A 24775-nucleotide genomic window follows, 5' to 3' on the forward strand; every position below is an offset into this window, starting at 1 on the left:
GCCGGACTAACATTGGAAAAGGCCCAGATCGGTCGAGAACCCCCGGTTCTCCCGACCTGGGCCTTTTCTCATACCCACCCCCACACACCAAAAGACCCAACCCCAACGAATACTCACACCCCGGCGGGTCGTAAGTGTTCCGGGTCGTTAGAACGGACCATTTCTTAGGTGCCTACCCGGTGCCTGCGGTCTTGGGTGCGTGAAGTACATGATGGCCCCCTTCCTTGCGCCTGGCGCAAGGAAGGGGGCCATCATGTACTGGGGAAGGTGTGAAGGTTGGCTCTGACGGCTCACAACCCGACCCCACACCCTCAAGCGAACCCGCGCACGAGGCGGCGGGACGAGGTCAGGGGGTGAGGGCGGGGAGGGTTGTTCCGAGCGGGCCGCGGAGCACGACGGCCGCCATGGAGTCGTAAGGCGTTTCGGAGCCATTGCAGATCACCACAGCGGCACCGGTCCGCGAAGCGACACTCACCAGTCCGGCCGCCGGTTGCACGCTCAGGGACGATCCGGCCACCAGCAAGAGATCGCATGCTTCGACGGCGAGACGAGCCGCCTGAAGCAGGTTCCGGTCCAGTTGCTGGCCGAACGAGATCGTGGCGGACTTCAGAATGCCGCCGCACACCAGACAGAGTGGATCGGTCTCTCCCGCACGGACGCGGTCGAGGGTAGAGCGCATGTCTTGGTGGTCGTCACAGGACAGGCAGACGGATTCGAACATCGTCCCGTGCAGCTCCAGCACCCGCTCCGGTGAGGAGCCCGCCTTCTGGTGCAGCCGATCGATGTTCTGGGTGACGATATGCGTCAGTGTTCCGGACTTCTCCAGCCGCACCAGAGCGTGATGCGCGGCGTTCGGCTCGGCATGCCAGCCCGGGTGGACAAGCCGCGCCTGCCAGGTGCGCTCACGGACCTCCCTGCTGCCCTGATACGCCTGGAGGTTCGACATCTTCTCCGACGCCGGATCGCGCGTCCACAGGCCCTGTGGGCCACGGAAGTCGGGGATTCCGGAATCCGTGGAGATCCCGGCGCCGGTGAGTGCGACGACCCGGCCGGCGCCGGCCACGAGTGAGCGGGCCTTGCTCAGTTCGGACTGGGGGTCGGTGGCGGTCACCGGCCCATCATGCCCCTATTTGACGGCGCTGCCCGCCTGCCAGTCCGCCCACGACTTCGACCAGTCGCCGTAGAGGTCCCAGACCGGCAGTTGCGGACCACCGGAGTTGGTCACCTCGACGACGTCGCCGAGCCCCATGTTCTGGTAGAACCACTGGGCGTTGGCGGCGTTGAGGTTGATGCAGCCGTGCGAGACGTTCGAGCTGCCCTGCGCGCCGACGCTGTTCGGGTTCTCGTGGACGAACTCGCCGTCATTGGAGATCCGCAGCGACCACTTCTCGTTCGACTTGTAATACCCCGGCTGGCCCTGGCAGACGCCGTAGGTGCACGAGTCCATCACATAATTCTCGTGTTTGTCCGAAATGACGTGCGCGCCCAAATGCGTCGGCGTGGCGTCCTTGCCCATGGAAATGGGCATCGATTTCGCCAGCTGGCCGTTGTGGAAGATCTGCATCTGCTCGGTGTTGCCGTCGGCCTTCGCGACCCAGGAATCGTGCACCTTGTAGGTCTCGGTGCGGTCGGTCGCGCCGTAGACGCCATTGCCGAAATCGACGCCGTAGATCATCGCCGACACTTTCAGCGTCGTCCCCGGCTGCCAGTAGACCTTGGGCCGGTAGTGGACGTTCTTGTCGTCGATCCAGTACCAAGAGCCCTCCTGTTTCGGCGTGGACTCCACCGACAGCTTCTTCTCCACGTTGGCCTTGTTCTTCACGGGCTGGCCGAAGGCGAACACGATCGGCTGCCCGACGCCGACGCCACCCGAGGTGACCGCGGAGGGCGCCGGGATGAGGTTCGGGTTCGCCTGCTGCTTCGGGCTCAGCGTGGAGACCCTGGTCTGCTGCTCGACCGGCTTTCCGTTGCTGCCCTGGGCGTGCGCCACGATCTTGTAGGTGCTGCCGTAGCCGAGCGGCTCGATGGTCTTCCAGGTGAGCCCGTCGCCTGCCAGCTCGCCTTTCACCTGCTTGCCCTTGTCGGCGTTGGTGACGGTGACGTCGATCAGTTTGCCGTGCTCGGCCTTGACGACCACCGGCGTCGCCGGATTGACGTCCGTACCACCGGCCGGCTCGATGGTCACCGAAACCGCGCTTTCGGCCGATTCGGCGCTGGTGCCCGTCGAAATGTCAGTGCCGTTTTCGTCCGAAGACGAGCACGCGGAGATCAACAACACCGCGGCGAGTATTCCGGTCGTCGAAAGTAATGTCTTCTTGGGAAACATGTAGGTCTCTTTTTACTTCGCTCGATCAGCGGAAATTTCTCTTTCAAAACTACGCGACGAAGAAGACGTGATCGATGCGGGATGGTTCTACCGAGTGGCGCTTGTCACGCCACGACGAGACCGGGTGCCCCATAAAGACCAGGGCCATCGACGCTTAATTCACCCAAATAGGTCTTCGCGGCTTCATAGGCTTCGACGGTCAATGTGGTGGTGTGGGTGAAGTCCAGCGGGCTGACGCGCACCGGCTTCGGCCCCGGCACGTACACCACGGGCACCTCCGCGGCGGCGATCGGCGCCTCCAGCACGGCCTGGTTCCGCATGCTGATCATCGCGGTGAACATCATCACCTCGGCGAAGGTCTGCGGGGTGCCGGGCATCTTGCCGGGGAAGGCGCAGTCGAGGACGACGAGCGACTTCGCGCCCATCGCGAGCGCCTGGCGCATCGGCACGTTGGCGACGAGGCCGCCGTCGTAGAGCATGCGGCCTTCGAACGGCACCGGCGGATAGATCCCCGGGATCGCGCAACTGGCCAGCAGCGGCGCCAGGACGGGGCCGGAACGGATCAGCAGCGGCTCGGCGGTGTCGACGTCCGTCGCGACCACGCCCAGCGGCAGCGCGAGATCCTCGAACCGGATGCCCTCGCCGACGTGCTCGTCGACGATCGCGGCCAGCCCGGTGTTGGGGAAGAGGTTGGTCTTGCTGTGCCGCAGGGTCCGCACCTGGCTGAGCACACCGCCGGGGAACGCCTCGTGCCGCGTCATCCGCGACCAGATCCGGTGCAGCCGGTCACCCGACTCGTCCCCGAGCGCGAGGACGGCGGCGTTCAGCGAGCCCACCGACGTGCCGACGACGAGGTCGGGAGCGACACCGGCCTCCGAGAGGGCCTGGAGCATCCCGACCTGCATGGCACCCAGACTGCCGCCGCCACCGAGGACGAAACCGATGGGCTGGGGCAGGTTCAGGGCGGCCATGCCCGGAATCTAGTCGCCCGCGCCGACCTTCGCCGGAGTGGCTTCTTCGGCCGTGCTGCCGAGCGCCTTCTTTTTCTTGTAGCGCAACAGGAAGAACACGGCGACGCCGACGAGGACGGCGACGATGACCAGGCCGCCGGTGTTCAGCGCGCCCTCGACCTTCTTCGCGGCCTCACCGAGCGCGGCGCCGATGCCGATGTGGATGGCCGACCAGCACGCCGCGCCTGCCGCGGCCGCCGGCAGGAACTTGCGGAACGGCAGGCCCGAGGTCCCGGACGCCGCCGGGGTCAGCGTGCGGATGACCGGCAGGAACCGCGCGAAGAACACCGCCCACGCGCCTCGGCGCTCGAGGACGCCGGTCGCCTTGTCCCAGGCGTCGAGGCCGTATTTGCGGATCAGTTTCGTCTCACGCAGACGCGGCCCGAACCGTTTGCCGATCGCGTAACCGAGCGAGTCGCCGAGCGCGGCGCAGACCGTCACGACCGCCCACAGGGTCAGGAACCGGGAGACGGACGTCGCCGTCGTGGCCGCGACCAGCAGCCCCGATTCGCCGGGTGCGATGAAGCCGAGCCCGATGGTGCATTCGGCGAACACCAGCCCGCCGGTCGCCGCGACCAGGCCGGGTTCGGGGAGTCCCTGCAGCCAATTCAGAAGATCCGTCACCAACGCCACCAGGTCACATTACTGACCCGTGACCTGGTGGGTGGCGAGCTCGGAAAGAGGGTGACCGGAGTCACCGAGCCAGCAGTGAGCTGGCTTCCTGTGCCGCGGGGCCTTCGGCGGCGAGGTGGGCGAGGTTCTCCGACAACGGCTCACCACGGTGTGCCTTGGTCTGCGCGAACAACCGCCCCGCCCGATACGACGACCGCACCAACGGCCCGGCCATCACACCCGCGAACCCCATCGCCCCGGCGGCGTTGGAATGCTCCACGAACTCCTCCGGCTTCACCCACCGGTCCACCGGATGATGCCGCGGAGAAGGCCGCAAATACTGCGTGATCGTCAAAATCTCACACCCCGCGTCGACCAGATCCCGCATCGCGGGCGCGACCTCCTCCGGCGTCTCACCCATACCGAGGATCAGGTTCGACTTCGTCACCAAACCAGCCGCACGGGCCTTCGTGATGACCTCCAGCGACCGGGCGTAGCGGAAACCAGGCCGGATCCGCTTGAAAATCCGCGGCACCGTCTCCACATTGTGCGCGAGCACCTCGGGACGGGACCCGAACACCTCCGCCAACTGGCCGGGGTCGGCGTTGAAGTCCGGGATCAACAACTCCACACCAGTACCCGGGTTCAACGCGTGGATCTGCCGCACCGTCTCCGCGTACAGCCACGCACCACCGTCATCCAGATCATCACGCGCGACACCGGTCACCGTCGAATACCGCAAACCCATCGCCTGCACCGACTCCGCCACCTTGCGCGGCTCCGTCCGGTCCAGCGCCGCCGGCTTACCCGTATCGATCTGACAGAAATCACACCGCCGCGTGCACTGATCCCCACCGATCAAAAACGTCGCCTCACGGTCCTCCCAGCACTCATAGATGTTGGGACAGCCCGCTTCCTCACACACGGTATGAAGGCCCTCGCGGCGCACCAGACCTTTCAGCTCAGTGAACTCCGGACCCATCCGCGCCCGCGTCTTGATCCACGACGGCTTCTTCTCGATCGGAGTCTGGGAATTCCGGACCTCGAGCCGCAACAACTTGCGGCCATCTGGGGCAGCACTCACTCCGCCACCCTACGCCCGCCGCGGTGGTGGTCGCCGCTCACGCGGGGTCGGGGGTGACCCCCGTCAACTTGGTGGTCACGTCCCACAACGCGGCGCCGAGCGATTCGCTCCGCGCGGCGGGCAGAGGCCGCACTTTGACCGGGTTGCCCCGCAAGCCACCCAGACCGCCCGGACCGATGTAGTCGCCGCCGGTCACCTCGGGGGCGGTCGCCGCGAACAGCTGGGGCAGCGTGCCCATCCGGGCGTTCTGCGCGATGAGGACCTCGCCGATCCGGTTTCCCGCGCCGACGAGCGCGCGCACCACCGGGTTGCGGTAGGAGCGGGCCATGCCCGAGCCGAGCCCCGTCCAGGTGTAGCCGGGGTGGGCCGCCACGCTGATGACGCCTTCGCCCGCGGCGCGCAGCCTGCGGTCCAGTTCGAGCGCGAACACCTGGTTCGACAGTTTCGACTGGCCGTAGGCCGAACCCGGGTTGTACATGCGGCGTTCGAAGTTCGGGTCCGCGACGTCGAGGCGCGCGCCGGTGGCCGCGATGCTCGACACGGTCACCACCCTGGCGCCGGAACCGTTGCGCAGCGACGGCATCAGCGACCAGGTCAGCACCGCGTGCCCGAGATGATTCGTGCCGAACTGGGTCTCGAAGCCGTCCTTGGTGTGGCCGCGCGGGGTCGCCATCACGCCGGCGTTGTTGATCAGGAGGTCGAGCTTGTTCTCCGACAGCTCTTCGACCTTCTTGACGGCTTCGCGCACCGACGCCAGGTCGGCGAGGTCCAGCCGGACCAGCTCCGGCGCGGCTCCGGTCGCGGCCGTGCGGACCTGTTCCAACGCCTTGGCACCGCGTTCCGGAGACCGGCAGCCGAGCAGCACGCGGGCCCCCTTCTCCGCGAGCACCTCGGCCGTTCGCAGGCCGAGCCCCGAGTTCGCCCCCGTGACGAACGCGATCCGGCCGGTCTGATCCGGGATGTCGGCCTCGGTCCAGCGCGTGTGAGCAGCCATGTCGGTCACCTAACTACATCGGCGGGAGCACCGCCACGGGGGTCACGCGCTGGGCGCGAGCAACCGGAGCAGGTGACCCATCGGGCTGCGGCGGCGGGCGGGCTTGGCCTGACGGCCGTGCCGGAGCAGGGTGGCGAACGCGCTGCCGACCTTGGTGATCTCCGCGGTCGGCTCGTTCCCGTCGGCCAGCCCCGCCGTGAGCGCGAGGGTGCGCAGTTCGGCTTCGTGCGACGGAAGCAGCGCGGGGCACCGCTCGAGCGCCGCGTCCAAAACCGCGCGGAGGGTTTCGTGCTCGGCCGTGGCGCGGTTCCAGGCACGGGTGACGGCGTCGACCCGGTCGAGCGCGAGGTCGTGATCGGCGTAGTCGGGGTCGGCCATTTCGGCCCGAAGGTGTCCGTTGAACACCAGACTCCACTTGTACTGAAGCGCGACCAAAAGTTCGGCTTCGGTCGCGAAGTACTTGGCGGCCCCTGGGATTTCGTCGAGCGAAAGCGGGTCGGCCGGGTGGTGACCCGCCTGGCGCAGTGCGGCTTCGAGGATGTCGCGCCGCTGGTAGAAGTCGTTCCAGCTCATGATGAAGGCTCCCCTCCGTGACCCGGTTCATACCGCAGGTTTGCGGCATACTCCCGGTACGGACCTGACAGCAGCCAACATACCATGGGTATGGAGCGGTACCGGCGGCGTAAAGTTGTGAAGGTGGCGACAATGAGGTCAAGGCGGCTGGACTATTCCGAGTCCACCCGGTCGGCACTCGTCGAGAGTGCCGTGGAGCTGTTCACCAAACGCGGATACGCGGGCACGTCTCTCGACGAGATCGCCAAACGGGCCCGGGTGACGAAGGGCGCGCTCTACCACCATTTCAGCGGGAAACAGGCGTTGTTCGAGGCCGCATTCGACACGGTCGAGAGCCAGGTCTTCGACCGGCTCGAGAAGATCATGCACGGTCCGGAATCGCCGTGGGAACGAGCGCTCGCCGGGCTGCGTGGGTTCCTGCAAAGCTGCCTCGACCCGGCGTATCAGCGCATCGCGATCCACGAGGCGCCGGTGGTGATGGGCTGGGAACGCTGGCGTGAGGCCGAGGAGAGGTGCAGTTTCGGCCTGGTCCGCACCGGGATCCAGTCGCTCATCGAGGTCGGCGAGGTCGATGACGTCCCGGTGGACGTCACGGCGCGGCTCCTGTTCGGCGCGCTGTCGAGCGCGGCCATCGAGATCGCGAGTTCGCCGGAGCCGAAGAGGGTCAGCGCCCAGGTCGAGGAGGTCCTGGTGCGGCTGCTCGTCGGGTTCCGCCGCGTCCCGCCCGCTGAGCACGGGAAAGCGAGCTGACGGCACCGTCGCTAGGGTGACGTCGTGGACCTCAGGATCTTTACCGAGCCCCAGCAGGGGGCCAGTTACGACGACCTGCTCCGAGTGGCGAAGGCCACCGAAGACGCGGGTTATGACGCCTTCTTCCGCAGCGACCACTACCTCAAGATGGGTTCCGCGTCGGGCCTGCCAGGGCCGACCGACGCGTGGATCACCCTCGCGGGTCTCGCCAGGGAGACCAGCCGCGTGCGACTGGGCACCCTGGTCACCGCCGCGACCTTCCGGCACCCCTCGGTGCTGGCGATCTCGGTCGCGCAGGTGGACCAGATGTCCGGCGGCCGCGTCGAACTCGGCCTCGGTTCGGGCTGGTACGACGACGAGCACACCGCTTACGGCCTCGATCTGCCGCCGATCAAGGAGCGCTTCGACCGCTACGCCGAGCAGCTCGCGATCGTCACCGGGCTGTGGGAGACGCCGGAAGGCGAGACGTTCTCCTTCGACGGCGAGCACTACAAGCTGGTCGACTCGCCCGGCCTGCCGAAGCCTGCCCAGCGGCCACGGCCGCCGGTGATCATCGGCGGTGGCGGCAAGAAGCGCACCCCGGCGCTCGCCGCGCGGTACGCCGACGAGTTCAACCTTCCGTTCGTGGGGCCGGACTTCGCCGCCGAGCAGTTCGGCCGCGTCGAGGACGCCGCCCGCGAGATCGGCCGCGACCCCAAGGAGATCATCCGCTCGGCCGCGCTCGTCGTCGCCGTGGGCCGGAACGACGCCGAGGTCGCGAAGCGCGCCGGTGTGATCGGCCGCGAGGTCGCGGAGCTGCGCGAGAACGGTCTCGCGGGCACTCCGGCGGAGGTCGCCGAGAAGATCGGGCAGTGGCGGGAGAAGACCGGGATCACCCGGCTGTACCTGCAGCTGCTGGATCTGTCGGACGTGGACCAGATCGAGTTGATCGCCTCCGAGGTCGCTCCTCAGCTGGACTGAAGTACAGGAAGGCCCCCTTGCTCGCGCCAGGCGCGAGCAAGGGGGCCTTCCTGTACTTGGGGATTACTGGATCTCGACGCCGATGTCCAGGATCTTCGCCGGCCAGGAAATGGTGAGGTGGGACTCCGCCCCGTTGGCGGCCCATTCACCGAGGGCATTGCCGCAGACCGGGCTGCAGTTGTACGCGGTCACCCGGTACATGCGGGTGCCGTACGCGGTGCAGCTCGCCCAGGCGTACTTCGCCCCGTCGTGCCCGCCGGTACAGCCGGGTGGCGGCGTGGCCGATGCCGCCGAGGGCAGACTCACCGACGCGGCGACCGCGATACCGGCCGCCGCCAGAATGCGCGAAAACTTGCGCATGACTTCCTCCCAGTACGCCCGCCGGCCTTTCCGGCGGTCGTACTGGTGATCTTCGCAGATGTCAGTTCTGCAGCGCGAAAGTGACGCCTGGAGCGGCCGGCGCTTCGGGACGCGGCAGCCAGCGCTCGTCGCTGACCGGCAGGTCGCCTTCCAGCGCGGCCAGCACGGCATCGCGCGCCATCGGCAGCACAGATGCCACGGTGACCTCACGGTCGAGTTCGTAGGAGAGCGAGGTCACGCCGGCGTCCCGGATGCCGCAGGGGACGATCTTGTCGAAGGCGCCCAGGTCGGGGTTGCAGTTCAGCTCGAAGCCGTGCATGGTCACGCCGCGCTGCACGCGGATCCCGATCGCGGCGATCTTCCGCTCGACGCCGCGGTCGTCGGCCGGGATCCAGACGCCGCTGCGGCCCTCGACCCGGCCGGTGTGCACGCCGAGCTGGTCGCAGACGGTGATCAGGGCCTCTTCGAGCCGCCGCACGTAGTGCACGACGTCGATCGGGTCGGCGAGTTTGACGATCGGGTAGCCGACCAGCTGGCCGGGACCGTGCCAGGTGATCTTGCCGCCGCGGTCGACGTCGATCACCGGGGTGCCGTCGGTCGGCCGGTCCTCGGCTTCGGTGCGCTTGCCCGCGGTGTACACCGACGGGTGCTCCAGCAGCAGCATGGTGTCGGGGCCTTCGCCGTCGGCCCGGGCGGTCACGTGTCGGCGCTGGAGTTCCCAGGCTTCGGTGTACTCGATCGTCCCGATCTCACGGACGTCGACGGGCTCGGTGGCGGCACGGCATGACGTGGTCGAAGAGCTCACGTCAGCGACACTACGCCGGGTCCCGGGGCCGCGGCAGCAGGCCCAGCCCGGCCGCCGCGATCAGGCCGACGCCGCCGACGGCGAGCACCGATCCGGCGGTGTCGGTCAGCCAGTGCACCCCCAGCACGACCCGGCAGAGCGCGCCCAAGACCGTCGCCGCGACGGCGATCACGATCGCCGTGCGCGCCAGCCGCGGGCGGGTCCACGCGCACAGCAGGACCGCGACGAAGCCGGTGCAGGCGACGGCGACGACATGCCCGCTCGGGTAACTCAGATCGGGGAATTCCCGGGGCCGCTCCCGGTAGAACACCGGTTTGGCGATCAGGCTGGTCATCCGGCACAGCACCAGGACGACGGCGAGTTTGACGCACAACCCCGTCAGCTCCCGCCGCTGCCAGGCGAGTACCGCCAGCACCGCGCCCAGCGCGAAGGGCAGGACCGGGCCGAGGACGTTCGTCACCAGGCCAGCCACCTGCCCCGCCGGCCGCGCGTACTGCCCGTGGAACGCGTCGGCGAGTGCGACGTCCACTGGCGGCGGGCGGTCGTCGACGACCAGCCCGAGCACGATGAAGCCGATCAGCAGAAGGGCGCCGGCAAGGGTGTACAGGCCGCGCTGCAAGGTCATGTCGCGGCGGCCAGCGCGTCCTCGAGGGTCGGGTGACGGAACTGGTAGCCCGCCTCCTCCAGCGCCCGGGGCATGGCGCGCTGTCCGAACAGTGCCATCTCCTCGGCCGCCTGCCCGAGCGCGATCTTCATCGCGAACCCGGGAACCTGCCAGAACGCCGGGCGGTGCACGGCGCGGCCCAGCGCCTTCGTGAACGCCGCGTTCGTGGCGGGCTGCGGTCCGCTGAGATTCACCGGACCGGAGAGCGCTTCGTGCTCCAGCGCGAAAACGATCGCCCCGACCTCGTCGTCGAGCGAGATCCACGGCATGTACTGCTTGCCGTCGCCGAGTTTCCCGCCGAGTCCCAGGCGGAACAGCGGCCGCAGGACGTCGAGGAGTCCACCCTTGCGGGCGAGCACCAGGCCGGTGCGGATGCGCACGACGCGGGCGCCCGCGGTGGCCGCGGTCTCGGTCGCGCCTTCCCACGCGGTGCAGAGCCCGGCGAGGAAACCGCGCCCCGCGGGACTCGATTCGTCCACAATGGACGGTCCGGGGTCGCCGTAGTAGCCGACGGCGGAGGCGTTGACCAGCACGGGGATCCCGTGTTCGGCGACCGCTTCCGCGAGCACCTCGGTCGATTCGACCCGGCTGTCGAGCAGTACCTGTTTGCGGGCCGCGCTCCAGCGTCCCGGCAGCAGCGGCGCGCCCGCGAGGTTCACCACGGCGTCGATTCCGTCGAGGGCGCCGTCGGCGATTTCCCCCGCCGGGGGATCCCAGCGGCGTTCGTCCTCGGCCCGCTCTTCCCGGCGTACGAGGCGGACGACTTCGTGCCCGGAACCACGCAGCCGCGTCGTCAGGGAGGTGCCGATCAGTCCGCTCGCGCCCGCGATCAGAACTCGCATGGGTCGATCGTGGCGTATCCCCGTCCGGTGCGCACGGTCAGGTCTTCAGTTGACCGGCGACGTCGGACGCGGCGGTGAGCAGCACCAGCACGGGGATCGTCGCGACCGGGCGAAGGCGGTAGCTGCCGCGTTTGTCCTGCTCGACGATCCCGGCTCCGGTCAACGCCTTGAGGTGGTGGTAGAGCTGGCCGGGCGAGCCGAGTTCGGCGGCCTCCTGCAGGGCGGGCGCGGTCTGCGCGCCCTGCTCGGCCAGGGTCCGCACGATCGCCACCCGCGCGGTGCTGGACAGGGCCGCGAGCACTTCCACCCGCGGCCCGTCCTCTTTCGCCAGCACCACGCCCGGCGGCACCTGGATGGTCCAGGTCATCTCGAGGGGTTCGGTCAGTTCGCCGTGGTAGGCCACCACACCGCCGGGCAAGGCCGAAGGCGTGGCCTCCTGCTGTCCTTCGAGCGCGGCGACCCGTTCCTCGAGTGCGGCTATCCGGTCGGCGAGCTCAACGTCCATACCGGTTTATCTACACTGTCGGTCAGCCAAGTGCTCGCCGCAGGGCGGCGAACCGCTCCGGGACGGACAGCGCCGAGATCAGGAAGTCGATGAGTGGCAAGGCGTTCGCCTGGTCCTGATCGCCGACGTCGGTGAGGAGTACGGCCGCGGTGCCGGCACGGCCGCCCGGCCAGCGCACGGACAGTCCGACGGTGAGGGTCCGCGGCAGGCTTCCGGCTTTGAAGAGCACTTCGCTCGCTCCGGGCGGCACTCGGTCGGAGAGCGGCTGCGCGAGGATCTCGCGGGCCAGCGCTCCGCCCGGCCGATACTTGCCCGTCGCGAGACTCCGGTGGAGCGAGAACAGCTCCGATGCCGAACCCCGGCCGTGTCCCTTGACCCACGGCCACTGCTCGTCGGTGGTCGGAGGCATGCTCGGCCAGCGCTTGAACGCCTCGGCGCGGAAGGCGGGATCGCGGACGAACCGGCGCGCGACCGCGTCGCCCATCGCCCGCCGGACCACGACCGGGCTGCCGGGCGGGGGCGCGTATTCGGGCATCATCAGCATCAGGACCTCGCCGCCGAGCGACCGGGTGTCCGGCCGCGTCCAGCCGCCGCGCGCCGCCGCGGACTGGAGCGCGGGGTCGCCGAGCCGGGTGCGGAGGTAATCCGTGGCGGCGTTGTCGCTGAAGAAGATCATCGCTTCGGGGAGCCTTGCCAGCGGGACACGCTGTTCGGGATTCTTCGCGATCCCGTACTCGTCGCAGGGGACGCCCAGCCAGTTGAGCGCCTGGAAATGCGCGCGGCCGTCGGCGACGAACGGGTGGTGGGCGTCCCAGTCGCCGACCCTGATCCGTTCTCGCGGATCGAGCCTGCCCTCGGCGACCGCGATCGCGTAGGCGCTGAGGTGCACGACCTTGATCGACGAAGCCAGCACCCGCCGGACGTCGGCGTTGCGGGTGGCCCGGCGGCCCGCGCCGTCGTCGATCAGGACCGAGACCGCGTCTCGGTGGGTGGCGATCCAGTCGAGCCAGCCTTGGTCCGTCGTCGTGTCCGGCCCGGCGGCGCTCGCGGTTCCCGGCAGCAGCAACGCCGCCGATCCCGCCGCGGCTCCGGCCAGCAGATGGCGTCTGGTCAGCATGAGCGACCCCTCCTCTTGTTTTCCGTAATTCCGGAATACTAGAGTACGAGACGGCTGTCAAACCCCCGCGTTTAGTCCTCTGAATGCGGTCTTTGCGCGCGCAAGGACCGCATTCAGAGGACTAAACGCTGGAAAGGAGAAGGCCCCCGCCCCGCCGAAGCGGGACGAGGGCCTTCAGGGACCACCGGAGGATCAGAGACCGAGCTCGTCCTCGAAGTTGCCCTCTTCCAGACGCTGCTTGATCGTCGTGACGAAGCGGCCCGCGTCGGCCCCGTCCACCAGGCGGTGGTCGTAGGTCAGCGGCAGGAACGCCATCGACCGGACGGCGATCGTGTCGTTGCCGTCGGCGTCCGCGATCACGACCGGACGCTTCACGACCGCGCCGGTGCCGAGCATGCCGGACTGCGGCTGCACGATGATCGGCGTGTCGAACAGGGCGCCGTTGGAGCCGATGTTCGTGATCGTGAAGGTGCCGCCCGAAAGCTCGTCCGGCTTGATCTGGCCCGAACGCGCGCGGCCCGCCAGGTCGGCGATGCGGTGCGCGAGACCGGCGAGGCTGAGCTCACCCGCGTCGTGGATGACCACCGACAGCAGACCCTTTTCGGTGTCCACCGCGATTCCCAGGTGCACCGCACCGTGGTAGGTGATCTCCTTCGTGTCCTCGTTGTAGGACGCGTTGACGTTCGGGTGCTGCTTGAGCGCCTCGACGGTGGCCTTCGCGAAGAACGGCAGGAACGTCAGGTTGACGCCCTCACGCTCCTTGAAGGCCGCCTTCGCCCGCTGACGGAGCTTGGCGATCTTCGTGACGTCCACCTCGTGGACCTGCGTGAGCTGCGCGGAAACCTGCAGCGACTCGCGGGTCTTCGTGGCGGTGATCTGCCGGATCCGGCTGGCCTTCTGCACGGTGCCGCGCAGCGCCGCGAGTTCCGGTGAAACCGCGGCCTTGCGCGGAGCCGACGGTGCCGCGGCCGCCGGGGAGGTTGCGGGCTGAGCGGCGGGAGCCGGGGCTTCCTTCTGCTTGGCCTCCGCGGCCGCGAGCACGTCCTGCTTGCGGATCCGGCCACCGACTCCGCTGCCGCTCAGCGACGACAGGTCGATGCCGTGCTCCGAAGCGAGCTTGCGGACCAGCGGCGTCACGTACGGTCCGCCATCCGAGCCGTTGCTCGCCGCGGCGGGCTTCGGCGCCTCGGCCTTGGGGGCCGGGGCGGCCTGCGGAGCCGGGGCGGGCTTCGGCGCGGGAGCGGCTTCGGCCTTGGGCTCTGGCTTCGGTTCCGGTTTGGGTTCCGGCTTCGGCTCGGGCTTGGGCTCCGGCTTCGGTTCCGGCTTGGGCTCCTCGGCCTTCGGCGCCGGGGCGGAACCGGCCGCGCCGATCACCGCGAGCACGCCGCCGACCTCGACGGTCTCGTCCTCACCGGCGCGGATCTCCAGCACGGTGCCGGCGACCGGGGACGGGACCTCGGTGTCGACCTTGTCCGTGGAGATCTCGAGCAGCGGCTCGTCGACCTCGACGCTCTCGCCGACCTGCTTGAGCCACCGGGTGACGGTGCCCTCGGTGACGCTCTCGCCCAGTTCGGGCAGCTTCACCTCGGTGCCTTCGCCGCCGGAAGCCGGCGCGGTGTCCGGCCGGGACGGCGCGGAGGCCTGCTCCTGCGCGGGCTCCGGCTCCGGCTCGGGCTCGGGTTCCGGCTTCGCTTCGGAGGTGTCCTCCGAGGAACCGGACGACTCCGGCACCCCGCCGGTCCCGTCGTCGATGACGGCGAGCTCGCCGCCGACCTCGACGGTCTCGTCCTCCTGAGCGCTGATCTTCACGACCTTGCCGGCGACCGGGGACGGGACCTCGGTGTCGACCTTGTCCGTGGAGATCTCGAGCAACGGCTCGTCGACCTCGACGGTGTCGCCCTCCTGCTTCAACCACCGGGTGACGGTGCCCTCGGTGACGCTCTCACCGAGCTCCGGCAACGTGACGGAGTAGGCCATCGTTCGCTGACTCCCTTGATATGTCTTGCTTGGTCTGGTTCTTCGACGGTGAGACGTCAGCTGTGTACGTGCAGCGGCTTGCCCGCCAGGGCGAGGAACGCTTCACCGAGGGCCTCGGTCTGGGTGGGGTGCGCGTGGATCAGCGGGGCCACGTCCTCGGGGAACGCCTCCCAGCTGTAGATCAGCTGCGCTTCGCCGATCAGCTCGCCGACGCGGTCGCCCACCATGTGCACGCCGACGACCGGCCCCTCCGGAGCCTTGATCAGCTTGACCCCGCCGGAGGTCTTGAGGATCTGGCTCTTGCCGTTGCCACCGAGGTCGTAGGTGAAGGTGGTGACGTCCGAGCCGTACTTCTCCTTCGCCTGCGACTCGGTGAGACCGACCGAAGCGACCTCGGGGTGCGAGTAGGTGACGCGCGGGATCCCGCTCTCGTCGATCACGCGCGGCTCCTGGCCCGCGATCTCCTCGGCGACGAAGATGCCCTGCTGGAACCCGCGGTGCGCGAGCTGCAGGCCCGGGACGATGTCGCCGACGGCGTAGACGTTCGGCAGGTTGGTGCGCAGGCGGTCGTCGGTGAGGACGAAACCGCGGTCCATCTTGACCCCGGCCTCCTCGTACCCGTGCCCGGCCGAGTTCGGGCCGCGGCCGACGGCGACCAGCAGCAGGTCGCCTTCGAGCGTCTCGCCGGACTCCAGCGACACACTGACGCCGTTGTCGTCCTGCTTGGCGCCGGTGAACCGCACGCCGGTCTTGAAGGCGATCTTGCGGCGGCGGAAAGCGCGCTCGAGCTGCTTGGACGCGAACTCGTCCTCGTTCGGGACCAGGCGGGGCAGCGCCTCCACGATGGTGACGTCGACGCCGAAGGACGCCCACACGGACGCGAATTCGACACCGATGACACCACCGCCGAGGACGATGACCTTCTTCGGGATGTAGTCCAGCGAAAGCGCCTGCTCGCTCGCGATGATGCGGCCGCCCAGCTCCAGGCCCGGCAGCGTCTTCGAGTACGAACCGGTGGCGAGGATGACGTTCTTGCCGGTGTAGCGGGTGCCGTCGACCTCGACGGTCGTGCCGCCGACGAACGTTCCGGTGCCCTCGACGAGGTTCACCTTGTGCGCTTTGGCCAGGCCCTGCAGGCCCTTGTACAGGCGGGCGACGATGCCGTCCTTGTACTTGTTGACCCCGGCGATGTCGATGCCTTCCAGCACGGCCTTGACACCGAAGGTCTCGGCGTCGCGGGTCTCGTCGGCGACCTCCGCCGCGTGCAGGAGGGCCTTGGTCGGGATGCAGCCTCGGTGGAGGCACGTCCCGCCAAGCTTGTCCTTTTCGATCAGGGTGACGGAAAGGCCCAGCTCGGCCGCGCGGAACGCGGCGGCGTAGCCGCCCGATCCGCCACCCAGGATCACAAGGTCGGCGGAGGTGTCGGTCACTTCAATAACTCCTCGGCAAGCGGTAGGGGTGGTGCTCTGGCGCCGCTTCACGCGGTATACGCGCGCGCGGACACTTGCCATCTTGTCACTACGCGCGGCGGCCCTGCGACCTAGGCCGCGTCCTGTGACCCACGGGACACGGCCGGCCGGGGTCACCACGGTGACCACACGTCCGAGTCGGGATAATGGACGCTGGACGCGAGTGGGAAGTGAGGTGGTCGGAGTGGGTCTGTTCGACTCGCTGCGCCGGCGCTCCAAAGGTGGGCAAAAGCCCGGTACGCTGCGGAAAGCCTCTTCGAACGACTTCAAGCACCTCGAAGAGTGGTCCGCTTCCCGGACCGGTGTCGAGGCGTATGTGGAGCCCAAGACCAACGTCACCCAGACCACGGTCGTCCTCATCGCGCACGACGGCGAGTGGACGCGGCGCCGGATCGACAGCCTCGACGCGGCGCAGCAGTTCGGCCGCAAACGGTCGATCCCCGTGTACGAGGTGGCGCGGGTCGGCTACCCGAAGCGGATGCGCGAGTACACCGAGCGGAAGAAACGCGGCGAGGTCTGACGGATTCCGGTGTCGTGCCTGGTCACCGTGGTCGTGAGTGGCAATTCGGGTTAGAACCCGAATCGCCACTCACGACCAGCGGTACCGACACCTGTCTCAAGCCGACTGGGCCAGCAAAAGCAGGTGCCGCTCCATCAGCGCCCGGAACGTCGGATGCGTCGTCGTGCCCAGCGCCGGGTCGATCTCGACCGTGCGCCATCGCTCACCGGCGGCGGTGAGCAGCACGACGGCCGGGTCGGCGATCACGACGACCTTGCCTTCGGCGCGCAGTTCCGGCGTCCCGAGCAACCGCGGGAAGACGACGTCGGCGGGCAGGCCGTCGCAGGTCAGCAGGAACTCCCGGTAGTCGGCGGGCAGCCTGAGCCCGAGGCGCGCTTCGGCCGCGTCGACATTCCGGGCCGACGCCGCCGGGGGTGCGGTGCCGCCGCCACGCAGCCGGAGGATCCCCGCGATCAGCTCGCGCCAGCCGCCGGTCTCCGGTGGGTAGCGCTGATACAGCGCCGCGACCAGGGACCCGGCGCACAACCCGGCCCAGTCGCCGAGCCCGAGCGGATCGGCGCCCGCGACGAGACGCGGTGCGAGCCGTCGTGACGCGGCGAGCATGGCGACGTCCGGGCGCGCCTGACGTGAGGCGATCTCCGCCCAGGCGTCGAGGTCACCTCGTGCGACGGCCTCGCGCAAGCGGTCCGGCCGGGACGGCCCGAGGTGCGACACCGCCTCGCCGATCGGGGAGCCGCTGAAGAGACCGTCCAAATCGGACACCCGGCGTGCCAGGTACGTGTCGTGGGCGCGTTCTTCCGCGTCGACGTCGAGCGGCGTCAGTGCGGCTGCCCACTCCGGTCGCGACCCTCGCGCTTCGAAGAGCATCGCCCACGCGCGTGCCCGCACGGCGCCGGGAACGAGCGCGGTGACGGGCCGTTCGGTGAGCGCGTGCCAATGCGTGAGCAGCCGGTCGGCCTCCGCCATCGCCCCGGACGTGGCGAACAGCAACGCCGCGTGCCCGATCCGGTCGTCGAGCGTCGCTTCGTCACCGCTGAGCACGTCCCTGATCGCGCTTTCGAGATACGCGTTCCTGTCCACGGAGCCGACCTTGCCATGCGCGTGAAGGCCCCCTTCCCTCGGTTCAGCCGAGGGAAGGGGGCCTTCACGCGCGTTCGGGGTGGAGATCAGCCGTGGGCGGCGATGTCCGCGAGGACCGCGGCGATGGTGCGGACCGGGACGCCGGTGCCGCCCTTGCCGGTGTAGCCCCACGGCCCGGCGGTGTTGAACGACGGGCCGGCGATGTCGATGTGCGCCCAGGGCAGGCCGTCGGCGACGAACTCGCGCAGGAAGATGCCCGCGGCGAGCATGCCGCCCCAGCGGTGCCCGGTGACGTTGGCCAGGTCCGCGAGGCGCGAGTCGAGGTCGGCGCGCAGCTCCTCCGGCAGCGGCATGGCCCAGCCGCCCTCACCGGTCGCCTGCGCGATCGACGCGACCCGGTCGCGGAACTCGTCCGAGCCCATGACGCCCGCGGTGCGGTTGCCGAGCGCCACGACCTGCGCGCCGGTCAGCGTCGAGGTCTCGATCAGGTAGTCGGGGTTCTCCTCGCCCGCGCGCACGATCGCGTCGGCCAGCACGAGACGGCCTTCGGCGTCGGTGTTGAGCACCTCGACGGTCTTGCCGCCGTACATGCTGAGCACGTCGCCCGGCCGGTACGAGGTGGCCGAGGGCAGGTTCTCCGCCAGCGGGATGTGCGCGACGACCTCGAGCGGGTACTTCAGCTTCGCGGCCAGCACCACGGAGGCGAGCACGGCGGCCGCGCCCGACATGTCCGAGGTCATGTGGTCCATGTTCGCGGCGGGCTTGATCGAGATGCCGCCCGAGTCGAAGGTGATGCCCTTGCCGACGAGCGCGACCTTCTTCGCCGCCTTCGCGGGCTTGTAGGCGAGACGCAGCAGGCGCGGCTGGCGCGAGGAACCGCCGCCGACGCCGAGGATGCCACCGAAGCCCTTGCGCTTGAGCGCCTTCTCGTCGAGCACCTCGAATTCGAGGTTGTTCGCCTCGGCCAGCGTCTTCGCGCGGTCGGCGAAGGAGGCCGGGAACAGGTCGTTGGGCGGGGTGTTGATCAGGTCGCGAGCGATGATCACCGACTCCGCGATGAAGGTGGCGGCCTTCAGCGTCGCCTTGTGGTCCCTGGCGGTGCCCTCTTCGGGGCTCACGAAGTCGACCTTCGCGACCGGGCCGTCGCCCTTCTCGGAGCGGTACTCGGTGAAGGAGTACGCGCCGAGCGCGGTGCCCTCGACCGCGGCCTGCAGGTCGATCGCCGACAGCGTGACGAACGCGCGGTCGGTGCCGCTCAGCGCCCGTGCCGCGGCACCGGCGCCCCGGCGGACCTGCTCGGCGGTGACGCCGTCCGCGCCCGCCTTGCCGAGACCGACGGCCAGCACGACACCGGCGGACAGCTTGCCCAGCGTCGGAACCTTGACGACCTCGTCGGCCTTGCCCGACGCGCCCAGTGAGCCGAGGACCTCGGCGAGCTTGCCGTCGAACGCGGCATCGGCGACGGAGGAGCCGGCGGCGAGCGCCAGGCCGTCCTCGCCCTGGAGGGTGCCGATGACGACGACGTCGGCTCGCGTCTTGGCAAGCGCCGCTTCGGCGTTCTCGGTCAGGGCAAGCTTCGGCACGGTCACTTCTGGCTCCTCGCGCGTTCGCGGTGGGTACCGGGCGGCCGCCCGGTCGGATCGTGAGCCATGCTAATGACAGTCGGACCTGGGGTAACAGCGGGGCCGACGGGGTCACTCGGTGCGGGAGGAAGGGAGACGGGGTGCGACTGGCCGGCGGTCTGCTCATCGCGCTCGCGGTGGGCACGTCCGGAGCGGGCTACTGGGTACTTGTCGCCGCCGTCGTCGCGGCCCTGCTCGCCGTCGCGGCGGAGGCGCTGCTGCCGCCGCTGGGGGACACCCGGCCGGAGCGGGTCGCGGGCGCTGTTTCGCGGCTGGGCCTGGTGCTGGTCTTCGCCACGACGTTCGGGCACTACCTCTTTCCGACGGCGCCGGGAGCCGCCGCGGCGGTGTTCGCCGTCGTGGTCGCCGTGGCCGATCTCGCCGGGGTCCGCCTCGGTGACCACGCCGCGCGGTGGGTCACCGGCCTGCTGCTGGCCGCGGCCGCCGCCCTGATCGCGATCTGCGTCGGGATCCCGCCCTTGGCCCGGTTCATCGCGCCGCACCCGCCGTCGGTGCCCGGACTCGGCCTCGCCGTGCTGGTGCTGTTGCCGTTCCTGCTGCCCCGCCGTCCCGGCGCGGGCCGGGCGGCCGCGGTGGGCGCCGTGGCCGTGGCGATCGTCGTCGTCGCGCTCTACCAGCTGGGACCGGTCCGGCTGGGGCTCTCGGCGACGTCGTTCCGCGAACTCCTCGCCGCGGCCGACGGAGTCTCGCTGCTGCCGGTGCTGACCGTGGTGGCCGCCGTGGCGACCGTGCCCGTGGCGGTGGACGCCTTCACCGACGGCCGGGAACGGCTTTCCCCGGAACGTCCTAAGGCGACACTCGCTTGTGGACTGATCGTGGCCGCCGTCTCGGCCTTCGCTGGGCCGGTCGTGGCCCTCGGGCTCGCGGGAGTGGGAACGCTCGCCGAACTGGTTCTGCGGGTCCGCGCCCGTGGGTACCGTGCAAAGCGTGCGTGATCCCCACTGGACCCCGGGTGACACGGTCGTCGAACGGTTCCTGCGACCGGACGGTTCGATCGGCCAGCATCATCCGCTGCGCGTCGTCGCCGACGACGGCACCGTGCTGCTCGGCTGGCTGCCCGCGGACACCCCGATCATCGGCAGCAGGCTCGCCGACGGGCGGCTCTTCCGGGACGCGCCGCTCGAGGAGCGGTTCCGGGTGCCGAGGGTGCGCGTCGCCGACTTCTGGCGCGACACCTCGACGCTGCGCCGGATCGCCGACGACGAATGGTCGTCGGTCTGGTGGTTCTTCGACGCGGACGGGCACTTCCTGAACTGGTACGTCAACCTCGAAGTCCCGCTGGGGCGCACGCCGTCCGGACCGGACCGGATCGACGGCATCCTCGACGTCGCCGTCGAACCCGGCGGACGCTGGAAGTGGAAGGACGAGGACGAGGCCGAGGAGGCCGTCCTCGCCGGCCGGATCACCGCCGGGCAGCTCGAGCGGCTGCGGGCCGAGGGCGAACGGATCGGGGCGCTCGCGGACGCCGGCCGGTTCCCCTTCGACGGCACGTGGACCGACTTCCGGCCGGAGCCGGACTGGCCGGCGCCCGGCCTTCCGGACGGGTTGCTCTAGCTCACCTGCAGCAGGAGCAGCAGCATCAGCACGACGTTGAGCACCGTGAGGATGACCACCGACTTGGTGGACAACTCGCGCGGGAACACCTTGCCGTGGATGCTGCGCCACCAGAAGATGCCGAAACCGGCGCAGACCAGGCCGAGGAACGCGCCGAAGCCGCTGTCCAGCAGGGCCCAGCCGTCCATCATGAGGACGCCGGTGCCGAAGGTCAGCAAGACCGCCGTCGCGAACGTCTTGATGTCGGCCCCCTTGCCGGAGGCGGCAGGCTTGGCCGGGTGAGCGGGCTGCATGGGGTTTAACGTCACGCCGCCATCCTAGGGGCGAGGGAGCCCGCGTGTTCGTCGCGACGGACAGATCGCGGGAGGTAAAGATATGCGGACGTCCGACTAACGAGGGTCCGACCAAGCGTTATCGTCATAGGCATGACGACCTCGACGCAGTTCACCCACCTCCCGCACCCGAGCCCCGCGAGCCCGGAACGCGTCGCGGACGTATTGGCCGCCCCCGGCTTCGGCCTGCACTTCACCGACCACATGGTGACCGTGAAGTGGAGCGCCGAGCAGGGCTGGCACGACGCGACCGTCGGTCCGTACGCGCCCTTGACGCTGGACCCGGCGACCTCCGTGCTGCATTACGGCCAGGCGATCTTCGAAGGCCTCAAAGCGTACCGCCAGCCGGACGGGACGATCGCCGCGTTCCGGCCCGACGCGAACGCGATCCGCTTCCGTAACTCGGCCGAGCGCCTCGCCATGCCGCAGCTGCCGGTGGAGGTCTTCCTCGACTCGATCCGCGAGCTCATCGCGGTCGACTCCCGCTGGGTCCCGACGAAGCCGGGCGAGTCGCTGTACCTGCGGCCGTTCATGATCTCCACCGAAGCCGGGCTCGGCGTCAACCGGCCCGCGAACGAGTACCTCTACGCGCTGATCGGCTCGCCCGCGGGCTCGTACTTCTCCGGCGGCGTGAAGCCGGTGAGCGTGTGGCTCTCGACCGAGTACGTGCGCGCGGTCCCCGGCGGCACCGGCGAGGCCAAATGCGCCGGCAACTACGCGGCGTCCTTCGTAGCGCAGGCGCAGGCCGTGGAAAAGGGCTGCGACCAGGTCGTCTGGCTCGACGCGGTCGAGCGGCGCTGGGTCGAGGAGATGGGCGGGATGAACCTGTTCTTCGTCTTCGGCTCCGGCGACGAGGCCCGTGTCGTGACCCCCGAACTGACCGGGTCGCTGCTGCCGGGGGTGACCCGCAAGTCGCTGTTGGAGCTGGCGAAGTCGTTCGGTCACCAGGTCGAGGAGCGCCGGATCTCCACCGACGAGTGGGAGAAGGCCGCCGCTTCGGGCGAGCTGACCGAGGTGTTCGCCTGCGGGACCGCGGCGGTCATCACGCCGGTCGGGCATGTGAAGCACGCGGGCGGCGAGTTCTCCGTGGCGGGCGGGCAGCCCGGTGAGCTGACGATGAAGCTGCGCGGCGCGCTCACCGGGATTCAGGAGGGCACCCGGCCCGCTCCGGAAGGCTGGATGTACCCGTTGGGCTGAGTTCGCGTCCACGGCCGTGAGATGAAGGGGCCTTTCATCGCAAAATTTGCGATGAAAGGCCCCTTCATCTCACTTGAGGGATGAGGCGACCCCGCATTCAGAGGACTAAACGCGGAAGGTGGCGGCGGAGCGTCAGGTAGCCGGTGCCTCGATCAGCGGCCCGCTCACCCCCGCCTGCTCGTGCGTGGCCATCTCCGCGAGCACCCGTGTCGCCATGAACACCAGCGGCAGCGCCGCGACCGCGCCCGTTCCCTCGCCGAGGCGGACGTCCAGATCCAGGATCGGGTCCAGGTCGAGGTGCTCCAGCGCGAGCGCGTGCGCGGGTTCGCCGCCGCGCTGGCCGGCGGTCCACCATTGCCGCGCGCCGGGAACGAGCTCCTCCGCGACCAGCGCGGCCGCGGCGGCGACCAGGCCGTCGAGGATCACCGGCGTCTTCCGGAGCGAGGCCTGCGCGAGGAATCCCGCCATGGCGGCGATATCGGCGCCGGCGGTGGTGCGCAGCAGCGCGACCGGGTCGGCCAGCACCGTCCTGGCCCGTCGCAGCGCGTCACGGACCGCGGCGGCCTTGCGCATCCAGGCGTTGTCGTCGATCCCCGAACCGCGGCCCACGACGGCCACCGGTTCGCTGCCGGTCAGCGCCGCGACCAGAACCGAGGCCGGGGTGCTGTTCCCGATCCCGAGGTCGCCCGCGATGAGCAGGTCGGCCCCGCCGTCGACCTCGGCGTCGGCGATCGCCCGGCCCGCGCGGACGGCGGCGCGCGCCTCGGCGTCGGTCAGCGCGTCCTCGACGTCGATCGAACCGGATCCGCGCCGCACCTTGAACTCACCGATCGACCGCGTGGCGGGGGCGTCGCTGTCGACGGCCATGTCGATGACGCGGACGCTCGCTCCCGCCGAGGCGGCCAGCACGTTGATGGCCGCGCCGCCGGTCAGCATGCTGCCGACGAGTTGCGCGGTGACTTCGCTCGGATAGGCCGAGACACCCTTCGCGGCGATGCCGTGGTCCCCGGCGAACACCACGACCCGGGGCCGGGTGAAGGGGCGCGGCGGCGACTGGCCCTGGCAGGCCGCGACCCACACGCCCAGCTCTTCCAGCCTGCCCAGCGACCCCGCCGGCTTGATCAGTTTCGAGTGCAGGGCGATCGCCGCCGAGCGCGCGTGTTCATCAGGCTGCTCGACTTCGGCGAATTCGAGGATATCGTCGTCCAACGCCCTGCCCCTTCGGATCGCTTCGGTGGCCCCGCCCAACCTACCGACCCGCCTGTGCCAGAGTTGCCTGTGGCTCAAACGAAGGCCGCCGGAGTGGTGCTCGCGAGCGGAGCGGGCACCCGGGTCGGCGCCAAGCTCAACAAGGTTTACCTGCCCGTGGCGGGCAGGCGGGTCGTCGCGTGGTCTCTCGACGCCTTCGCCCGCGTGCCCGGGATCGACGTGCTCGTGCTGGTCATCCGGCCGCAGGACACGGAATTCGCGCGGGAGGTGCTGGCCGCGCATCCGGGCGAGGTCGAACTCGTCCACGGCGGCGCCACGCGCCAGGGTTCGGAGCTGAATGCCTTGCGCCACTTGGCTTCCCGGATCGAGAGCGGCGAGATCGACGCGGTACTGCTGCACGACGCGGCCCGTCCGCTCGTCACCTCGGAGCTGATCGCGGACGTCCTCGCCGACACCCGGCGGTACGGGGGAGCGGTGCCGGGGGTCGCGGCCGACGACATCGTGCGCGTCGACGGCGACAGCGTTTCCGGTGCGCTGCCCGGCGCGATCCGGGTGCAGACGCCGCAGGGTTTCCGTGCCGCGCCGTTGCTTGACGCCTACGAAACGGCCGAGCGTGAGGGTTTCGTCGGCACGGACACGTCTTCGTGCATGGAAAGGTTCTCCGCGCTACCGGTGCGGTGGGTTCCCGGCAGCGCGGAGAACCTCAAGATCACCTACCCGCACGACCTCGTTGTCGCCGAGCAGGTGATCGGCCGAGGTCAGGGATCACCCTGATCGGCGGTGGCTCCGTTCGCCGGCAGGATGGTGACCGGCTGGCGCGCGTCCTTCGGGATCACGCAGTCCGGATGTGGTTGCAGCAACTGGATCGGCGCGCCGGGATCACCGGGTGGCGGGATGGTGAGCACCGCGCGCAGCGTCCAATCGGCGGTCGAGTGGTATTGCCACGAAACGAGCGCGGGCTGGAAGACGTCCGTGTCCGGGAAGGTGGTGACGCGGAAGGCGCTCGCCCGTTCCTCACCGCGCAGGATGAGGACGTCGGCACAGGTGTCCCACTGGAAGACCGCGGCACAGACCTCCGGTTCCTCCCGGGGGCCGAAGATGTAGACGACCCACCGGCGTCTTCGAAGCTCTTCGAGCAGTTCGTCGATGCTCAGGTGGTTCATCGAGCCCCCTAACGGGTTTCGGGAACTCT

27 protein-coding genes are annotated in these 24775 nt (G+C 69.6%); 7 read left to right on the forward strand and 20 right to left on the reverse strand.

Annotated elements, in window-relative coordinates; genetic code table 11:
- Positions 1–346 precede the first annotated feature (346 nt).
- The 7 genes from AVL48_RS12300 to AVL48_RS12330 form a co-directional block, all read right to left on the reverse strand.
- On the reverse strand, positions 347–1111 hold the full coding sequence (locus AVL48_RS12300; RefSeq protein ID WP_061990395.1) for an SIR2 family NAD-dependent protein deacylase: 765 nt from the start codon (positions 1109–1111) through the stop codon (positions 347–349).
- Between the two features lie 15 nt (positions 1112–1126).
- Complete coding sequence (locus AVL48_RS12305) at positions 1127–2326, reverse strand: L,D-transpeptidase (RefSeq protein ID WP_061990393.1); 1200 nt, start codon at positions 2324–2326, stop codon at positions 1127–1129.
- Positions 2327–2430: 104 nt separating this feature from the next.
- On the reverse strand, positions 2431–3297 hold the full coding sequence (locus AVL48_RS12310; protein ID WP_061990391.1) for a patatin-like phospholipase family protein: 867 nt from the start codon (positions 3295–3297) through the stop codon (positions 2431–2433).
- Between the two features lie 9 nt (positions 3298–3306).
- Positions 3307–3969: a DedA family protein gene (locus AVL48_RS12315; protein WP_061990389.1), complete on the reverse strand. Its 663-nt coding sequence runs from the start codon at positions 3967–3969 to the stop codon at positions 3307–3309.
- A 61-nt stretch (positions 3970–4030) separates the two neighbouring features.
- Entirely contained in the window at positions 4031–5032 is a 1002-nt protein-coding gene (lipA, locus tag AVL48_RS12320; RefSeq protein WP_061990387.1) for a lipoyl synthase, read from the reverse strand.
- Positions 5033–5069: 37 nt separating this feature from the next.
- A complete protein-coding gene (locus AVL48_RS12325; protein ID WP_061990385.1) occupies positions 5070–6026 on the reverse strand; it encodes an oxidoreductase in 957 nt (318 codons plus the stop codon).
- A gap of 42 nt (positions 6027–6068) precedes the next feature.
- Positions 6069–6599 (reverse strand): hypothetical protein, encoded by a 531-nt coding sequence (locus tag AVL48_RS12330; protein ID WP_061990383.1) that lies wholly within the window; start codon positions 6597–6599, stop codon positions 6069–6071.
- 132 nt (positions 6600–6731) lie between these two features.
- On the opposite strand from AVL48_RS12330, the gene AVL48_RS12335 reads away from it, so the two are divergent.
- Together AVL48_RS12335 and AVL48_RS12340 are read left to right on the forward strand one after the other, a co-directional pair.
- Positions 6732–7349: a TetR/AcrR family transcriptional regulator gene (locus AVL48_RS12335; RefSeq protein ID WP_061990381.1), complete on the forward strand. Its 618-nt coding sequence runs from the start codon at positions 6732–6734 to the stop codon at positions 7347–7349.
- 24 nt (positions 7350–7373) lie between these two features.
- Positions 7374–8309 (forward strand): LLM class F420-dependent oxidoreductase, encoded by a 936-nt coding sequence (locus AVL48_RS12340; RefSeq protein WP_061990379.1) that lies wholly within the window; start codon positions 7374–7376, stop codon positions 8307–8309.
- Between the two features lie 63 nt (positions 8310–8372).
- Here AVL48_RS12340 and AVL48_RS12345 read toward each other — a convergent pair whose 3' ends face one another.
- From AVL48_RS12345 to lpdA, 8 genes are all read right to left on the reverse strand, one after another.
- A complete protein-coding gene (locus tag AVL48_RS12345) occupies positions 8373–8669 on the reverse strand; it encodes a hypothetical protein (RefSeq protein ID WP_061983113.1) in 297 nt (98 codons plus the stop codon).
- Between the two features lie 61 nt (positions 8670–8730).
- Complete coding sequence (gene lipB, locus AVL48_RS12350) at positions 8731–9474, reverse strand: lipoyl(octanoyl) transferase LipB (RefSeq protein WP_061983114.1); 744 nt, start codon at positions 9472–9474, stop codon at positions 8731–8733.
- 10 nt (positions 9475–9484) lie between these two features.
- Positions 9485–10099, reverse strand: coding sequence for a phosphatase PAP2 family protein (locus AVL48_RS12355; protein WP_061983115.1), 615 nt, complete (start codon positions 10097–10099; stop codon positions 9485–9487).
- Entirely contained in the window at positions 10096–10980 is an 885-nt protein-coding gene (locus AVL48_RS12360) for a TIGR01777 family oxidoreductase (protein ID WP_061983116.1), read from the reverse strand. The genes AVL48_RS12355 and AVL48_RS12360 overlap by 4 nt, the downstream gene beginning before the upstream one ends.
- A 37-nt stretch (positions 10981–11017) precedes the next feature.
- Positions 11018–11485 (reverse strand): ArsR/SmtB family transcription factor, encoded by a 468-nt coding sequence (locus tag AVL48_RS12365; protein WP_061983117.1) that lies wholly within the window; start codon positions 11483–11485, stop codon positions 11018–11020.
- Between the two features lie 22 nt (positions 11486–11507).
- The gene (locus tag AVL48_RS12370) at positions 11508–12602 is read right to left on the reverse strand and encodes a serine hydrolase (RefSeq protein ID WP_061983118.1); all 1095 of its coding nucleotides are present in this window, start codon (positions 12600–12602) and stop codon (positions 11508–11510) included.
- 192 nt (positions 12603–12794) lie between these two features.
- A complete protein-coding gene (sucB, locus tag AVL48_RS12375; protein ID WP_061983119.1) occupies positions 12795–14579 on the reverse strand; it encodes a 2-oxoglutarate dehydrogenase, E2 component, dihydrolipoamide succinyltransferase in 1785 nt (594 codons plus the stop codon).
- A gap of 56 nt (positions 14580–14635) precedes the next feature.
- Complete coding sequence (gene lpdA / locus AVL48_RS12380; RefSeq protein WP_061983120.1) at positions 14636–16009, reverse strand: dihydrolipoyl dehydrogenase; 1374 nt, start codon at positions 16007–16009, stop codon at positions 14636–14638.
- Between the two features lie 214 nt (positions 16010–16223).
- Between lpdA and AVL48_RS12385 the strand changes: the two genes are divergently transcribed.
- Complete coding sequence (locus tag AVL48_RS12385; protein WP_061983333.1) at positions 16224–16568, forward strand: hypothetical protein; 345 nt, start codon at positions 16224–16226, stop codon at positions 16566–16568.
- A gap of 96 nt (positions 16569–16664) precedes the next feature.
- Here AVL48_RS12385 and AVL48_RS12390 read toward each other — a convergent pair whose 3' ends face one another.
- Positions 16665–17648 carry an SMI1/KNR4 family protein gene (locus AVL48_RS12390; RefSeq protein WP_061983121.1) on the reverse strand — a complete coding sequence of 328 codons (984 nt, stop codon included), beginning with the start codon at positions 17646–17648 and terminating at the stop codon, positions 16665–16667.
- Positions 17649–17734: 86 nt separating this feature from the next.
- Complete coding sequence (locus tag AVL48_RS12395; protein ID WP_061983122.1) at positions 17735–19237, reverse strand: leucyl aminopeptidase; 1503 nt, start codon at positions 19235–19237, stop codon at positions 17735–17737.
- 134 nt (positions 19238–19371) lie between these two features.
- Between AVL48_RS12395 and AVL48_RS12400 the strand changes: the two genes are divergently transcribed.
- Together AVL48_RS12400 and AVL48_RS12405 are read left to right on the forward strand one after the other, a co-directional pair.
- Positions 19372–20226: a hypothetical protein gene (locus AVL48_RS12400; RefSeq protein ID WP_061983123.1), complete on the forward strand. Its 855-nt coding sequence runs from the start codon at positions 19372–19374 to the stop codon at positions 20224–20226.
- Positions 20219–20845 carry a ribonuclease FAU-1 family protein gene (locus AVL48_RS12405; protein ID WP_061983124.1) on the forward strand — a complete coding sequence of 209 codons (627 nt, stop codon included), beginning with the start codon at positions 20219–20221 and terminating at the stop codon, positions 20843–20845. Before AVL48_RS12400 ends, AVL48_RS12405 begins: the two co-directional genes overlap by 8 nt.
- Here AVL48_RS12405 and AVL48_RS12410 read toward each other — a convergent pair.
- The gene (locus AVL48_RS12410) at positions 20842–21153 is read right to left on the reverse strand and encodes a hypothetical protein (RefSeq protein ID WP_143104946.1); all 312 of its coding nucleotides are present in this window, start codon (positions 21151–21153) and stop codon (positions 20842–20844) included. The two genes, AVL48_RS12405 and AVL48_RS12410, sit on opposite strands and share 4 nt — an antisense overlap.
- A 117-nt stretch (positions 21154–21270) precedes the next feature.
- Between AVL48_RS12410 and AVL48_RS12415 the strand changes: the two genes are divergently transcribed.
- Entirely contained in the window at positions 21271–22374 is a 1104-nt protein-coding gene (locus AVL48_RS12415) for a branched-chain amino acid aminotransferase (protein WP_061983126.1), read from the forward strand.
- 132 nt (positions 22375–22506) lie between these two features.
- Here the strand turns inward: AVL48_RS12415 and cobT are convergent, their stop codons facing one another.
- Positions 22507–23583, reverse strand: a complete 1077-nt coding sequence (gene cobT, locus AVL48_RS12420) for a nicotinate-nucleotide--dimethylbenzimidazole phosphoribosyltransferase (protein WP_061983127.1) — start codon at positions 23581–23583, stop codon at positions 22507–22509.
- A gap of 93 nt (positions 23584–23676) precedes the next feature.
- Between cobT and AVL48_RS12425 the strand changes: the two genes are divergently transcribed.
- Complete coding sequence (locus AVL48_RS12425; RefSeq protein ID WP_061983128.1) at positions 23677–24357, forward strand: IspD/TarI family cytidylyltransferase; 681 nt, start codon at positions 23677–23679, stop codon at positions 24355–24357.
- Here the strand turns inward: AVL48_RS12425 and AVL48_RS12430 are convergent.
- The gene (locus AVL48_RS12430) at positions 24342–24746 is read right to left on the reverse strand and encodes a hypothetical protein (protein WP_061983129.1); all 405 of its coding nucleotides are present in this window, start codon (positions 24744–24746) and stop codon (positions 24342–24344) included. The two genes, AVL48_RS12425 and AVL48_RS12430, sit on opposite strands and share 16 nt — an antisense overlap.
- Between the last annotated feature and the right edge of the window lie 29 nt (positions 24747–24775).

This window comes from Amycolatopsis regifaucium (assembly GCF_001613935.1).
Classification (GTDB): domain Bacteria; phylum Actinomycetota; class Actinomycetes; order Mycobacteriales; family Pseudonocardiaceae; genus Amycolatopsis; species Amycolatopsis regifaucium.